The sequence below is a fragment of the Glycomyces sp. L485 genome, from assembly GCF_022548875.1.
In the GTDB taxonomy this organism is placed as follows: domain Bacteria; phylum Actinomycetota; class Actinomycetes; order Mycobacteriales; family Micromonosporaceae; genus Glycomyces.
Genome location: NZ_JAKZEW010000067.1, coordinates 243 through 14,832, shown reverse-complemented (window position 1 = coordinate 14,832; position 14,590 = coordinate 243). Strand labels below are relative to the sequence as shown.

Genomic DNA, 14,590 nt, shown 5'->3' with positions numbered 1-14,590 from the left:
CACCCACAGTCCTAGCCACAGCCGCCGAACCGGCCCCTAGAGTCCCGCGAGCCCTAGAGTCCCGCTCCTGATCCTGATCCTGCTTCTGCTTCTGCTCCCCACGACCGGCCTCCGTGGCCGACACCCCGCCCCCGGTCCCCACTCAGCTCTTTGAAGCCCAGGCGAGAGGCACCGGGGAGCCGAAGACCCCACCCCCTCCCAACCATCCACCTCGTCATCGCCGCCGCCCTTGGCGCAGAACAACCATCCACCCCACACCGCTTCCGCCAACGACCCCATGGCCATTGCCGGACTCCTCAGGCGCACCCCCGCCAACCCCCGCCAACCCCCGCCGACACATCCGCTGCTGCTCCCCATGACCTACCCCCGCGGCGAACACCCGCTCCCGACCTCCGCTCAGCTCCTCATCGCTGCCCCGCCTGAAGCTCGCCCCGACACCACCAGGACGCTGACAGGCCGCCCCGATACAGCGTTGTCCTTCTTGTCGCTGATCCGGTTGAATCTCAGGACAGCACGACCACAAAGTCGGTTCAGCACCGCTCGACACGAGCAGTCGGCGGCTTCCTGTTCATGTGCGCCGAGTTCGCGCCGCAGAGTCTAAGACGACACTGCGAGTCCGCTAACTCATCCTCAATTCGGATCAGGTCTCGGATCTCCCGCTCGATGAGCGTGGCATTCACGCCCGAGTTCGGGCACCCGCCGAAGTGGTGCAGCGCGATCACCTCGTGCGTGTCCCGCGACAGCACCGGCGAACCGGAGGATCCGAACTCGGTGTCGCAGTAGTAGGCGATGTCGCTGCCTTCCACGTAACCGTCGTACACGGGGTTCTTGACCACGCAGTTGCCGCCGTCGACCGAGGAGTCCATGGCGATCTCGGTGGGCCGCCCGGCCGGGTGCTGAGGGATGTAGATCGCATGACCGCGCTCGACCTCCTCGGCGGCGAGCGTCAACGAGCCGAACCTCCTGACGGCGTCGAAGTCATCGATGGTGAAGAGCGTGTAGTCCAGGTCCCTGGAGGTGGCCAGGACTCGCGAGCCCTCGACCTTGATCGGGTTGGTCCTCTTGCCGCCCTCGCAACTGGCGCAGTCGTAGCCGAACCACACCTCGGTGCGCCGGGCCTCCCAGGTCTTGGAGAGACAGTGGTTGTTGGTGAGCATTCGGTTGCCGTCGCCGACGCGGAACGCAGTGCACAGGATTCTGCCGTCGATGAGCAGCCGCGCCACCGGGTCGGTGTGGTCGACGACGTCGGGGTAGGAGCTCTCGTAGCACGCCGAGGGCTTCTTGTCGTCGGTGTTGCAGATGCTCTCGGGGGTCCTGGCCTCGTCGGTCTTGTCGTCGATGATCCGGTCGAGGACGTCCTCGGAGTGGCCGTAGGCGGCCTTGTCGATTACCGCGCCGAGGGCCTCGGATGCGACGCGTCCGCCTTTGCGGTGGAGTTCGACGATCGCGGTGTCCCCGGTGATCGAGGCGGCCCACTGGTCGATCGCGGACTCGTCGTAGCGATGGGACTCCTCGCCGTCGGGGCTGGAGACGGTGACATAGTCGCCGCCGGTGAGCAGCAGCCGCTCGAAGTGGACCTTGACGTAGCCGGCGTCCGGTTCGGAGAGTTCGAGGACGGCGGATTCTTCCGTGTCGGCGTATGTGAGCGACTCGGTCAGCTCCACGACCTCGCCGACCTCCACGTGGCCGAGCAGCGCCTCGTCGACCGGCAGATGCTGGAGCGCGGTGCCGGCCCCGAGCTGCTCGTCGGCGAACGCGCTGGGAACCACCACTGCCACCGCGCTGACCGCGAGCGCTCCCGCCGCGGCGACCAGGACCGCCTTGCGGCGCCCGCGGCCGCTCCCCGGCACTCGTCCCGGACGCTCGTTCCGCACTCCTGCAGCCACCGCGGGCCCCTTTCACGAGAGATGTGTCGGAGGTTCAACGAGCGAGCGGTGTAGAAGTTGCGTCACCCGTACGGGTGACGTGGATCCGATTAGGAGGAAAGCACGACGCCTGGTCGGCACCGGTCGAGGATGACTTCGAGTCCGGACCGGATCGCCAGGACCAGCAGCCGGTCGCCGGCCTGGAGCCTGAACGCCGCATCGGGGTTCCAGCGCACGCCGCCGCTGGCGCGCCGGACGGCGAGCAGCCGATGCGAGCCGAGCGATGTGGCCTCGTAGGCGGCCGCGTCGTCCAGCGGGGACGTCGCGCTGACGACGACCTCGGCGATGTAGGCGACCCGGTCGCGCACCGGGATGGTCTCCAGGATCTCGTCCTCGGTGAGCGCCCTTGCGAAGGAGGCGGCAGCGACCTGCGGGGCGCTGTAGGAGGAGTGCCGCGACGCCTCGCGAGGTGAGGTGGCGTCGTTGAGGTTGCGGCGCACGAGCTTGGCGAACTCGGGATTGTAGATCCGCGAGACGGTGCGCAGGTCGTCGCGGCATTCGATGCCGGTCAGGACGGTCTCCAGGTTCGCCGAGTCCTGTTTTGCCATTGCGACCAGCGAGCGGCAGTAGTCGATCTCGGCCTCTTGGAGCGTCTCGGGGCGGCTCGCGTCCCCGAGCAGCACCTGAGCCCCGGCCGCGCGGGCGGCCTGGATGCCGACCGCGTTGCGGTCCTTCTCGATGGCCACGACCGGGATCTTGCGTTTGCGCAGCGTCTCGACCACGCGGGTGCCCAGGTTGCCGAGGCCGGCGACGATCACGTGGTCGCGGACCGCGTTGACGATGCGCCCCTCGGACAGGGCGAAGCGCCGCTGCACGACGGCCTGGACGATCGCACCGGTCACGACCGGGATGAGGAGCGAGCCGGACAGGACCACGACGGAGTGGGTGAGGCGGATCCAGTCCGGGGCGCCCATCTCGGGGTCGATGCCGCCGCCGGCGAGGAGGGTGAGGATGTAGAGCGCGTCCCAGCCGTCGCGGACGGGGTTCTGCTCGCTCTGGTAGGTGGTGAGCGTCCACATGCCGAGCGTCATGATCCCGACCAGAAGGAACGCAGCGATCACCAAACCCTTTTGGATGGTGCTGCGCAGGGTGTGCATGGTGCGCCGAGTGAGCCTCGCGGTCTTCTCCAGAGCGGGCCCGAGCCACTGGCGTCGCCGCTCGGCCTCCAGGCACAACATCCGCACCGACTCGCCGCGGTTCTCGGTGATCATCTCGACGGGGCCGCCGACGTCGCTGCCGCTGGCGATGACCCACTGCGCGTGGGCGCGATCGTGCGGGGCGCGCGTGAGGTAGAGCCGCCTGCCCCAGATCTCGATGTCGCCGGGCGGGATCTGCTGAAGCGCCGCGGCCGCGTAGGTGCGGGCGACCATGTCGGCGTCCGATTCGACGAATACGCCCTTGTCGCCCAGCAGGTTCTGGATGTGGTCGCGCAGGCCCCGGTTGTACATGCGGATGACCAGGCGAGGCGGGGTCTTGTCCCACAGCGCGTGGGACATCTCGCGTATCTCCAGGGCGAGGTGGAGGTTCCCGACGTCGTCCTGCGCCATCAGCGCGATGGCGTAGGCCTCGACGAGGCCGGCGTCGGTGATGGTCTCGGTCGTGATGCGGGTGCGCTCGATGACGCGCAGGCGGGCGTTGGTCTCGGCCTCGCGGCGGATGTCGTCGCGCTGGGCGCCCGGGCCCGGCTTGATCAGCGCGATGACGCGGTACGAGAGGCGCTCGGTGAGGTTCTTGATGAACCTGAGGGTGAGGCCGTTGTCGCCGACGACGATGACGAGTCGCTCGTGGCCGGCCTCGCCTTCGGCGCCGTTGGGGGGCATGGTATTGGGGTACATGGAGGCAGTCTATTGAGTTGGGGCAAACGCGGCCCGGACGAATACGGCTACCGTCTCATGCGCTCCAGCAGGCCGCCGACCTCGGTCTCGTAGTCGTACCAGTCGACGTCGTGGACGAAGCCGAGCTCGGAATTGATCCAGCGGACGTCGTCGGCGGCCTCCATCGTCCATGTCTGCACGTCCACCAGCTGCGGTTCGGCGCGGCGCAGCTCGGTGAGCAGGCGGGCCTTCATGGACATCGCGAGCCCGTAGGAGCGGTGCTTGGGGTCGACGACGGTGTCGTACTGGTCGGCCCGGGTGGGCCGCTGCGCGGAGACGACGAGCTCGGTCAGGCCGACGACGTTGCCGAACGGCTCGGCGATGGCGACGACGATGTGCGAGCGCATGCCCCGGCGGTCGAGCGTGGCCAGGGAGTCGCGGAGCCGGTCGGCCTGGGCCGAGCCGCGCCATTCGGGCACGACCGCGTACGAGTCGGTGGTGGTTCGCAGGTTCGCCTTGACGTTCGCGTACGAGTCCAGCAGGCGGTCGGGAACGCTCCCCGCGTGGTATTCGAGCCGGTATCCCGCGGCGAGGCGCCCGGCGGCGTGCTCGATCTTCTCCCAGTCGATCTCGGTCCAGCGGAGCAGGTGCCGCTGCTCGACGACGCTCCGCTCGAATCCGAGTCGGTCGTAGAATCCGACGGCCGGGGTGGTGGCGATGACCTCGACCGACAGGGTGGCGCAGCCGTGGGTCTCGGCGCATTCGGCGACGGCCCGCAGCAGGCTCCTGCCGACGCCCTTGCCGCGGGCGCTGGGCCTGGTGGACATCTCGACGACGCCGGTGCCCGCCTGGTCGCCGCCGAACATGATGAGGCTGGCGTGGCCGATGAGATCGCCGTCGTCGTCGCGGTAGAGGAAGACGAACCGCAGGTCGTCGGGCAGCGTGCAGACCAGGTAGTCGTGGAGCCGCTCGGTGCGCCACCGCGGCTCGCCGGGCATGTCGGCCGCGGTCATGTCGTTGAGCACCGAGCACCAGTCCCGGATGTCGTCGGCCGTCATCTCGCTGGGCGTGAGCTGCTTCAGGGGCATCTGTTCATCCTTACCCGATATTGTCACCGCGCGAAACCCTCAGATTACTCTTTGGAGCGGTTGGGGTCGCGTCCGGCGTCTATGCCGTGCTCTTGGTGCCGTAGTCGTCGGCGCGGTCGTAGACCTTCCGCACGTATGTGTCGATGGGGTTGTAGCTGTGGACGGCCGCGTACCAGTCCGCCGGATCGGTCAGATCGCGGCCGTCATGGCACAGGTAGTCGGCGGCGGCGGTCGTGGCGTCGTCGATGTTGTGCGGGTCGGAGACCCCGTCGCCGTTGCCGTCGGCGCTCCAGTTCTCCCATGTGGAGGGGAGGAACTGCATCGGGCCCTCCTCCTCGTAATCGGGTCCGATGATGGGCGTCAGCGTGGTTCCGTCGGAGGTGACGCGGTTTCCTCCCGTGGTGCCGTGGTTGGACTCGGTGGCGCCGATCCCGGCAAGCGTCGTCCAGGACAGGTTGCAGCCGGGGTTCTGGACGGCCGACATGAGCTCGGCGCGTCCGTAGGACATGAGGACCCGCTCGGGGATGCCGAGGTGGGAGAGACTCCGCGCCCACGAGTTCAGGTCGCTGACGGCATCCTGGGCGGGCGTCTCCGTCGGGTCCGCGGCTTGGCCCTCCTCCTCGCTCGCCGTGTCGGTCTCCGCCGGAAGGCCGGCGGCGGGGGCGTCCTCGGGGGAGAGCACCAGCGGCCGCTCCTCGGGGGTCGGTTCGGGTTCGGTGCCGAACGACCAGGCGGGACCGGCCGACGGCACCACGTAGTAGCCGGCGCCGAGGGTGCCGGCGAGCGCCAGTGTCGTCACCGAGCATTGGACGGCGAGTCGGCCCGCCGGTGCGCGCAGCGCACGATAACAGGCGCGCAGGCCGCGGCCGACGGCTTTGAGGGCCTTCCAGGGCAGCAGAGCGAGCCTTCGGAGCAGGAGTGCGAACCACACGGAGGCGAGTATCCCTTTCCAATGCTCCTGGGGTGCGCGCCGCAGGGCCGGAGGCGCGGAGTACCGGGGAGCTGTTCTGAGTTGTCGGGTCGTCTGTCGGTCTGTCGGTCTGCCGGGCTGCAAGTGAGTATTCCCTATGTCCACTCGTTGAGGCAACGCTTGCCCGCGAACAATTCTGTTTCCGGACCCTCCAGCCCGCCACCCGCGGTGTCCCTGATCGTTCTCATATGGGATCTAGAGTTGCCACGAGCAAACCGAGGGCGAATCCGCCTCGCAGCCGATGCCAGGAGCGACCCAGCCAGTCGTGCGGCGTCTGAATGCCCATCACATCCGGTAACCGACTGAGATGGGGGAGACACTGTGAGGCCGCAGGGTTGCGTTTCCGCTTCGACGCGCCGCAGCCCGGCATACGGGGGCTGAACGAAAGTTGATCGACACGTGGATACGACTACGGCATTGCATGCGACACAAACAGCCTATTCTCTGCCCGGCAACTGCGATCCGACGGCCACTCGCTCGGGGACGGAGGCCACCGGTGTGCTCCCCGCCGGCGATGTGACGTTCATGTTCACCGACATAGAGGGATCCACCCGCCTCGCCTCAGGGCTCGGCGCCGAGCCGTACCGGATCGTCCTGCACCGGCACCGCGCGCTCATCCGGGAGGTCCTCAGACGGCACCGCGGGACCGAGATAGAGACCGAGGGCGACTCGTTCTTCGTCGTCTTCGACGACGCGCACGGAGCGGCCTGCGCTGCAGTCGGCATACAGACCGCGCTCCGCGAAGCCCCCTGGCCCGACCTCGGCCTCGGCAAGGGGCCGATCCGGCCGAGGGTGCGCATTGGTCTGCATACAGGCGAGGCCTGGCCCTCGGCGGGCGGCTACGCCACCCCTGAAGTCCACCGCACCGCTCGGATCTGCGGCGCCGCGCACGGTGACCAAGTACTCGCCTCCGCGCAGCATGCCGCCGCCGCCGGGCTCGGCTCGCGCTCATTGGAACGACTCGGCCACTTCGAGCTGAGGGGACTGCCGGGCACCACCGAACTGGTCCAGTTGCACGCGCCGGGGCTCCCCAGCGAGTTCCCGCCACCGCCGATCCGGCCCCACCGCCACAACCTGCCGGCCGACCTCAAGGCCCCGGTGGACCGGCCCGGCGAATACCGCGAACTCGACCGCGCGTTCGCGGGCCACCGCCTGGTCACCGTCACCGGCCTCGACGGCTGCGGGAAGACCACGCTGGTCAGGGCCTGGGCCAGGCGCCGTGTCCAGATGCAGCCGGACGGCGTCTGGTACTGCCGGCCCGGCCAGGACATCGGAGCATCGCTGCTGCAGGCGATGGGGAAGCCGGACGATTCCCTCGGCCGGGGCATCGAGTCGGCGATCGACCACCTGCGCGACCGCCAAGCGCTGCTGGTGCTCGACGACGTCGACCGCACCCACGCCCGGGCCGTCGAGAATCTGCTGCGCGAATGCCCCGCGATCACCATCCTCGCCGCCGGCGTCCGCCCGCTGGAGCTGCCCGGCGAAGCGAAGAGGGCGCTCCAGCCGCCCCCGGTGGAGGTCTCCTCGGCGATGCTCGCCGGGTTCTGCGAGGACCGAGGCGCCTCCTGGACCGACGCCGACTGCCGAGGCCTGGCAGCCTCCGTCGAAGGCTTCGTGCCCGCGCTGCGAGCCCTCGCCGACGTCACCGCGTTCGGCTCCCCGACCGCGGCGCTGCGGAGACTGCGCGACGACCCGGTCGTGACGCTCGACGCCGGCGGCCGCTTCCGGGCCGCCGTCGACGACGCCGTCGCGCTCATCTCAGGGCCCGCCCGGGCGGTGCTGCTGGAGCTGGCCGCGCGCGGCGACGGCGCCAGCGTCGACGAGGTCCTCGACCTGTGCCGCCAGAGGGACGGCAGCCTCGAAGCACTCGTCGAACTCGTCGACGTCGCCCTCGTCGTCATCGAGCGGCCCGCGATGGAGCAGGCCCTGTACCGGGTGCCGACGCCGCTGCGGTGGCTGCTGTGCGGCCCCTCGGCCGAACCGGCGACGGTGCCCCCGAACCTCGCGCGGCACCTGGCGAGCGCCGTCAAGATCGACGCCGGGCTCGCCAGGACCCGCTTACCGATATGAGAGGCTGGGGCGGTGACTGACAGGCTCGATCTCACCACCTCAGCCGCCCACGCCGCCCGCGCCGCCAAGGTCATTCCCGGCGGCGTGAACTCGCCGGTCCGCGCCTTCCGAGGCGTCGGCGGCGACCCCGTGTTCATCGCCGACGCCCACGGCGCCCGCATGAGGGACGTCGACGGCAACACCTATGTCGACCTGGTCGGATCCTGGGGCCCGCTCATCCTCGGGCACGCCCACCCCGACGTCGTCGACGCGCTCGCCCGCGCCGCCGCCAAAGGCACCTCCTACGGCGCGCCCACCCTCGGTGAAATCGAACTCGCCGAAGAGATCGTCGCCCGCACCCCCTGCGAGAAGATCCGCCTGGTCTCCTCGGGCACCGAAGCCACCATGAGCGCCGTGCGCCTCGCCCGCGCCGCCACCGGCCGCGACAAGATCGTCAAATTCGCAGGCTGCTACCACGGACACGCCGACTACTTCCTCGCCGCCGCCGGCTCCGGCGTCGCCACCCTCGGCCACCCCGACTCGCCCGGCGTCCCCGCCTCCGCCGCGGCGGACACCATCGTCGTCCCCTACAACGACCTCGCCGCCGTCCAAGCCGCCTTCGAGGCCCACCCCGGCCAGATCGCCGCGGTCATCACCGAGGCCGTCCCCGGCAACATGGGCGCCGTCGCCCCGCTCGAAGACTTCAACGAGCAGCTGTACGCGACCGCGCACGCGCACGGTTCGCTGCTCATCTCCGACGAGGTCATGACCGGCTTCCGCATCGGACCCGGCGGCCTCGCCGCCCCCGCCGACCTCTACACCTACGGCAAGGTCATGGGTGGCGGCCTCCCCGCCGCCGCGTTCGGCGGCCGCTCGGACCTGCTCGACCGAATCAGTCCGGCCGGGCCCGTCTACCAGGCCGGGACGCTCTCGGGCAACCCGCTCGCCGTCGCCGCCGGGCTCGCGACCCTGCGCGCCTGCGACGACGCCGTCTACCGCCGCCTCGACGACACCGCCGCCGAAATCGGGCGCATGGCCGACGAGGCGCTCACCAAGGCCGGCGTGCCGCACCACCTCTCGGCGCCCTCCAACCTCTTCAGCGTCTTCTTCACCGAAGGGCCGATCCGGAACTTCGACGACGCCTCGACGCAGGACCTCCAGGCGTACGGCGCGTTCTTCCACGCCATGCTCGAAGGCGGCGTCTACCTGCCCCCGAGCGCCTACGAATGCTGGTTCACCTCCGCCGCGATCGACGAGGAAGCCCTGTCACACATCGAACAGGCCCTGCCACGCGCCGCCGAAGCTGCCGCTAGGGTGCGATCATGAGCGGCGCGAAAACCATCGTCCACCTGCTGCGGCACGGTGAGGTACACAATCCGGACGGAATCCTCTACGGCCGGATCCCCGGCTTCGGCCTGTCCGAACTCGGCCGCGAGATGGCCGTCGCCGCCGCCGAGAAACTGGCGGTGCGCGACATCGTCCACGTCGGCGCCTCCCCCCTCCAGCGCGCTCAGGAGACCGCCGAGCCCATCGCGGCCTCCCACCGGATGGACACCGTCACCCACGACGGACTCATCGAAGCCGGGAACTCCTTCGAAGGCCTGCGCATCGGCGTCGGCGACGGCGCCCTTCGCCACCCCAAATACTGGTGGCGGTTGCGCGACCCCTTCAGGCCCTCCTGGGGCGAGGCCTACACCGACATCGCCCGGCGCATGATGGACGCCGTCGAGAACGCCCGCCTCGCCGCTGAAGGCGCCGAAGCCGTCCTCGTCAGCCACCAGCTGCCGATCTGGACCGCCCGCCGCTTCGCCGAACGCAAGCGCCTGTGGCACGACCCGCGCAACCGAGAATGCGGCCTCGCGTCGCTGACGAGCTTCGTCTACGAAGGCGCCAAACTCGACCGCGTCGAATACTCCGAGCCGGCCGCGCACCTGGTCCTCAAGTCCGAATCGGCCAAGCGGGCCAAGGGAGCCTGACGATGGCGCTCCGGCGACGGACACTGCTCGCGGCCCTGCCGCTCACGGCCCTCGCCGCCTGCTCCGACCAGAGCGCCGACACCAACCGCGTCAACGAGATCAACCGCGACCGCTACGTCTCCGGCGACGGCTCCAACTACCGCTGGGAAGAACCCGACGAGCGCCCCGAAGCCCCCGTCATCACCGGCGAGAGCCTCACCGGAGAAAGCCTCGACACCGCCGAATGGGCCGGGTCGATCATCGTCATGAACTTCTGGGGCTCCTGGTGCCCGCCCTGCCGCTCCGAAGCCGAATACCTCGTCGAGGCCGCAGCACACTTCGAATTCGACGACGTGCAGTTCGTCGGCGTCAACATCCGCGACACCGTCGACGCCGCCCAGGCCTTCGAACAGCGCTACGGCATCACCTACCCGTCGTTCAACGACGCCGGCGGCGCGATCGCCCTCCAGTTCGTCGAATACGACATCTCGCCGACCAACATCCCCGCCACCTTCATCATCGACGCCGAGCACCGCGTCTTCAGCGTCTGGCGCGAGGACTTCAAAGACACCGAGACCCTCATCGCCGACATCAACAAGGTGCTCGAACAGTGAACTTCGCCGAGACCGCCGCCTCGGGCCCGATCCTCATGGCCTTCGGCATCGCCGTGCTCGCCGGCCTCGTCTCCTTCGCCTCCCCCTGCACCCTCCCCCTCATGCCCGGCTACGTGTCCTACGTGACCGGCATGTCCGGCACCGACCTCGCCGAAGGAGGCAGTCGCGGACGCGTCCTGGCAGGCTCGCTCCTCTTCGTCGCCGGATTCACCGCCGTCTACACCACCGTCGTCTTCGCCCTCCAAAGCGCCGGCAAGGCGCTGCTCACCAACAGCTCCACCCTCGAAACCGTCGTCGGGATCTTCATGATCGCCATGGGCCTCATGTTCATCGGGCTCGTCCCGCTCGGCCGCGGCTTCACCCCGCGCTGGCGTCCCGCCGTCGGCCTCGCCGGCGCGCCCCTGTTCGGCGCCGTCTTCGCGCTCTCGTGGATCCCCTGCACCTCACCGGTGCTCGCCGCGATCACCAGCCTCGCCGTCATCCAGGACGGCACCGGCCGCGGGGTAGGCCTCATGATCGCCTACTGCCTCGGCCTCGGACTGCCATTCGTTCTCTTCGCCGTCGGCATGCACCGACTGGCCGCCGCCCTCGAATTCATGAAACGGCACAGCAGGGCCATCGCCGTCACCGGCGGCGCCATGCTCGTCGCCGTCGGCCTCATGCTCGCCACCGGCGCCTGGACCGAATTCACCAACTGGCTGCGCGCCACCGTAGGAGCCGGGGAGATCTGGTTGTGACCGCTACCCCCGCCAAGCAGCTCCGCTCCTTCGGCCGCCGCTGGTGGCACCAGCTCACCTCCATGCGGACCGCGCTGCTGCTGCTCCTCGCGCTCGCGCTCGCCGCCATCCCCGGCTCGACCTTCCCCCAGCGGTCCATCAGCGCCACCGACGTCACCGCCTACTACGAGCGCTACCCCGACCTCGCGCCCGTCCTCGACCGCCTGTGGGCCTTCGACGTCTACACCTCGCCGTGGTTCTCCGCGATCTACCTGCTGCTCATGGTCAGCCTCGTCGGCTGCATCATCCCCAGACTCGGCGTCCACCTCCGCTCCCTGCGCGCCGCCCCGCCCGACGCCCCCAAGCGCATGGAGATCCTGCCCTACCACCGCCGCCTCGACGGCCAAGCCAACGAGACCCGGGCGCAGGCCGCGCTCAAACAGCAGCGCTTCCGCACCGTCAGACGCGAAAGCGACGACGGCACCGTCACCATCGCCGCAGAGAAGGGCTACCTCCGCGAAAGCGGCAACCTGCTGTTCCACACCAGCGTCATTTTCATCCTCGTCGGCGTCGCCGTCGGCAGCCTCTTCAGCTGGTACGGCAACCGGATCCTCTCCGAAGGCGCCGACCAAGCGTTCTGCAACAACCTCCAGCAGTACGACGAATACGGCCTCGGCGCCTACGTCCCGGAGACCAGCCTCCCCAGCTTCTGCCTCCAACTCGACTCCTTCGAAGCCGAATTCACCAACGGCGGCCCCACCGCCTACGACGCCGACGTCACCTACACCGTCGACGGCGCCGAAGACACCTACAACCTGCGCGTCAACCACCCGTTGAACATCGACGGCGCCAACGTCTTCCTCATCGGCCACGGCTACACGCCCGTGGTCACCTACACCGACCGCTACGGCAACACCGAGACCCGCACCCAGCCGTTCCTCGCGATGGACCCCGCCCTCAACTCCGAGGGCGCCTTCAAATTCCCCGACGCCAACTACAACCCCGAGACCGGCGAAGTCGACCCGAACGCCGAAGTCGGCTTCGACGCGATCCTGGTCCCCACCTACGACGACGCCACCGCGATGCTCATCGGCTCAGAGCCCGAGCTGAACAACCCCGTCCTCGCGCTCACCGCTTACCGCGGCGACCTCGGCATGGGAGACGGCCTCCCCGAATCCGTATACAGCGTCAACGAAGAGCAGATCACCGCCGGCGACCTCGAACAGCTCAACGACACCGTCGAAGCCATCGGCGTCGGCGACTCCATGGAACTCGACGACGGCTCCACGCTCACCTTCGACCGCGTCGAGCAGTACGCCGTCCTCCAAGTCCGCCACGACCCCGGCGGCCCCATCGTGCTCGGCGGCGCCATGATCCTCCTCGCCGCCCTGCTGCCCGCGCTCACCGTTCGGCGCCGACGGTACTGGATCCGCTGGAACCCCGACGGGACCGTCGAGACGGCCGGCCTCAACCGCAACGACTACGACGGCCTGGAAGAGGAGTGCGACGCCCTCACCGCCGACATCGCACCCGACACCGAGCCGACCCCGCCAAGAACCGAAGAACCTATCGGGAGTACGTCATGACCGGTGCAGAAGCGGCGAACACACTGTTCGTCGCCACCATCCTCGTCTACGCGGCGGCGATGTTCGCCTTCGCGCTCGAATACGCCTTCGACAAGCGCGCCCCCAAGCGCGCCGAAGCCCTCGTGGCCGCGGGCGGCTCCGCCGAGACCGAGACGCCGGACGAGACCGCCGCCGCGCCCATCAGTCCGGCCGCCGCACGCGGGGCCGGACGCCTCGGGCTCATCCTCACCTACCTGGGCACTGGCGCGCTGGCGGCCTCGATCGTCACCCGAGTCGTCTACACCGGACGGTGGCCGTGGGGCAACATGTTCGAGTACACCGTCGGCGTCGCGCTGGCGGGGATGGTGTGCTGGCTGGTCCTGGTGCAGAGCAAGCAGGTCCCGAGGCGGCTGGGCCTGTTCGCGACCTTCGCGGTGACGATGGTGCTCGGCACCTCCGTGCGCGTCTACACCGAGGCCGGGCCGCTCGTGCCCGCGCTGGACTCGTACTGGATCATCATCCACGTCACCGCCGCGATCGCCGCCTCAGGCGTGCTCCTCATCGGCTGCGTCTTCGCGATCCTGCACCTGATCAAGCGCCGGTACGACCGCCGGGTTTCGGACGGCAAGTCGATCCGGTTCCCGCTGAACGTGGCCGAGCGTCTGCCCGACGCGACGGCGCTGGAGCGCCTGACGTTCAAGATCCACGTGTTCGCGTTCCCGCTGCTGACCTTCGGCATCTTCGCCGGGGCCGTGTGGGCGCACTTCGCCTGGGGCCGTTACTGGGCGTGGGACCCGAAGGAGGTCTGGGCGTTCATCGCATGGGTCGTCTACGCGGCCTACCTGCACGCACGGGTGTCGGGCCGCTCGGCGAAGGCGAACGCTCCGTGGATCGCCATCCTGGGCTACGCGGTCATGCTGTTCAACCTGACCGCCGTGAACCTGGTCTTCAACGGCCTCCACTCCTACGCGGGAGTCTGACCGACACCAGGAGGGCACTTGATCGGGCCCGAGCGCTGCCGCCGTTCCGGGCCGGCGACTGGGGTGCCTGGTGAGGCCGGAAATGGCCCTTCGGGCGCTGGCGGGATCGATCGTGTGCGTGGTTGTTGTGCGCCAAGGGCGGCAGCGACGGGGAGGTGGAGGGTTTCCGGGTGCGCTGCGGGGGTCGGGTGCCCGTGGGGCGGCGTTGGTGGGCGAGTTTTGCTCGTGTTGTGTTGCGCGGCAGGCGGTCCGGGCCCGAACATGAGGGGTTTCTCCCCCTATCAGGTGATGATTTCTGCTGGTCAGGCCCGTATCATTGAAGTATAGGACGAACAGTCGGAATCAGGGAGATTGTTCGAAAGCTTGGATGACGGAGGGGGTGTGCGATGGCGAAGACGAGGGCGAACGGGTCGGTGCGGAGCGAGAAGTCGAAGGTCATCCACACCAGCCTCGATGACGCCGCCGCGCTTATCAACGCCGCGCATGCCCGGATCCTGTCCGATGTGATCGAGGCGCGGGATTGGAACATTCACCGGGACGTGGACGGGGTCTCCGCGTTGCGGGCGTGGCTGATGGAACGGTTCGACTTCCACGTGCGCACCGCGGCCGACATCGCCGCGATCGCCCGGCTGTCCAAGAAGTTCCGGGCACTCGCCGCCGCGGCGTGTGCCGGGGAGGCGAGGATCGATCCGGTCGCGTTCGCCGTCCGCCAACTCGACAAGACTCCCGCGATGCGCGTGTACGCCCGCACCCCCTACGCCGAACCCGTCCCCTCCCCCTGGAACGCCTCGGTCGCCTGCCCGACGCCGGAGCATTTGATCGCCCAGTACTGCGCTCACGCCACGTTCGACGAACTCGCCACCCACCTCGCCGAGTTGGCCGCCTCCCTCGCCGAGTCCGCTGAGTTGTTCGAC

12 protein-coding genes are annotated in these 14,590 nt (G+C 69.2%); 8 read left to right on the top strand and 4 right to left on the bottom strand.

Annotated features, from left to right (window positions below):
- Nucleotides 1-530: 530 nt before the first annotated feature.
- The 4 genes from L0U85_RS21505 to L0U85_RS21500 all read right to left on the bottom strand — a co-directional run bounded on the left by L0U85_RS21505 (nt 531) and on the right by L0U85_RS21500 (nt 5,758).
- Nucleotides 531-1,886 carry a serine protease gene (locus L0U85_RS21505; protein WP_241379449.1) on the bottom strand — a complete coding sequence of 452 codons (1,356 nt, stop codon included), beginning with the start codon at nt 1,884-1,886 and terminating at the stop codon, nt 531-533.
- An 89-nt stretch (nt 1,887-1,975) separates the two neighbouring features.
- Nucleotides 1,976-3,760 (bottom strand): potassium channel protein, encoded by a 1,785-nt coding sequence (locus L0U85_RS19545; protein WP_241379448.1) that lies wholly within the window; start codon nt 3,758-3,760, stop codon nt 1,976-1,978.
- Between the two features lie 47 nt (nt 3,761-3,807).
- Nucleotides 3,808-4,827 (bottom strand): GNAT family N-acetyltransferase, encoded by a 1,020-nt coding sequence (locus L0U85_RS19540; RefSeq protein ID WP_241379447.1) that lies wholly within the window; start codon nt 4,825-4,827, stop codon nt 3,808-3,810.
- A gap of 79 nt (nt 4,828-4,906) precedes the next feature.
- Nucleotides 4,907-5,758: a lytic murein transglycosylase gene (locus tag L0U85_RS21500; protein WP_241379446.1), complete on the bottom strand. Its 852-nt coding sequence runs from the start codon at nt 5,756-5,758 to the stop codon at nt 4,907-4,909.
- 438 nt (nt 5,759-6,196) lie between these two features.
- Here L0U85_RS21500 and L0U85_RS19530 point away from each other — a divergent pair, with 438 nt between their 5' ends.
- The 8 genes from L0U85_RS19530 to L0U85_RS19495 form a co-directional block, all read left to right on the top strand.
- Nucleotides 6,197-7,867: an adenylate/guanylate cyclase domain-containing protein gene (locus L0U85_RS19530; protein ID WP_347177488.1), complete on the top strand. Its 1,671-nt coding sequence runs from the start codon at nt 6,197-6,199 to the stop codon at nt 7,865-7,867.
- A gap of 12 nt (nt 7,868-7,879) precedes the next feature.
- Nucleotides 7,880-9,172 (top strand): glutamate-1-semialdehyde 2,1-aminomutase, encoded by a 1,293-nt coding sequence (gene hemL, locus L0U85_RS19525; RefSeq protein ID WP_241379444.1) that lies wholly within the window; start codon nt 7,880-7,882, stop codon nt 9,170-9,172.
- A complete protein-coding gene (locus tag L0U85_RS19520; protein ID WP_241379443.1) occupies nt 9,169-9,822 on the top strand; it encodes a histidine phosphatase family protein in 654 nt (217 codons plus the stop codon). The genes hemL and L0U85_RS19520 overlap by 4 nt, the downstream gene beginning before the upstream one ends.
- Nucleotides 9,823-9,824: 2 nt before the next feature.
- The gene (locus L0U85_RS19515; RefSeq protein ID WP_241379442.1) at nt 9,825-10,415 is read left to right on the top strand and encodes a TlpA disulfide reductase family protein; all 591 of its coding nucleotides are present in this window, start codon (nt 9,825-9,827) and stop codon (nt 10,413-10,415) included.
- On the top strand, nt 10,412-11,152 hold the full coding sequence (locus L0U85_RS19510) for a cytochrome c biogenesis protein CcdA (protein ID WP_241379441.1): 741 nt from the start codon (nt 10,412-10,414) through the stop codon (nt 11,150-11,152). The genes L0U85_RS19515 and L0U85_RS19510 overlap by 4 nt, the downstream gene beginning before the upstream one ends.
- Nucleotides 11,149-12,717, top strand: coding sequence for a cytochrome c biogenesis protein ResB (locus L0U85_RS19505; protein ID WP_241379440.1), 1,569 nt, complete (start codon nt 11,149-11,151; stop codon nt 12,715-12,717). Before L0U85_RS19510 ends, L0U85_RS19505 begins: the two co-directional genes overlap by 4 nt.
- Entirely contained in the window at nt 12,714-13,676 is a 963-nt protein-coding gene (ccsB, locus tag L0U85_RS19500) for a c-type cytochrome biogenesis protein CcsB (RefSeq protein WP_241379439.1), read from the top strand. Before L0U85_RS19505 ends, ccsB begins: the two co-directional genes overlap by 4 nt.
- A 386-nt stretch (nt 13,677-14,062) precedes the next feature.
- The coding region (locus L0U85_RS19495; protein ID WP_241379438.1) for a hypothetical protein at nt 14,063-14,590 on the top strand (528 nt) is incomplete at its 3' end.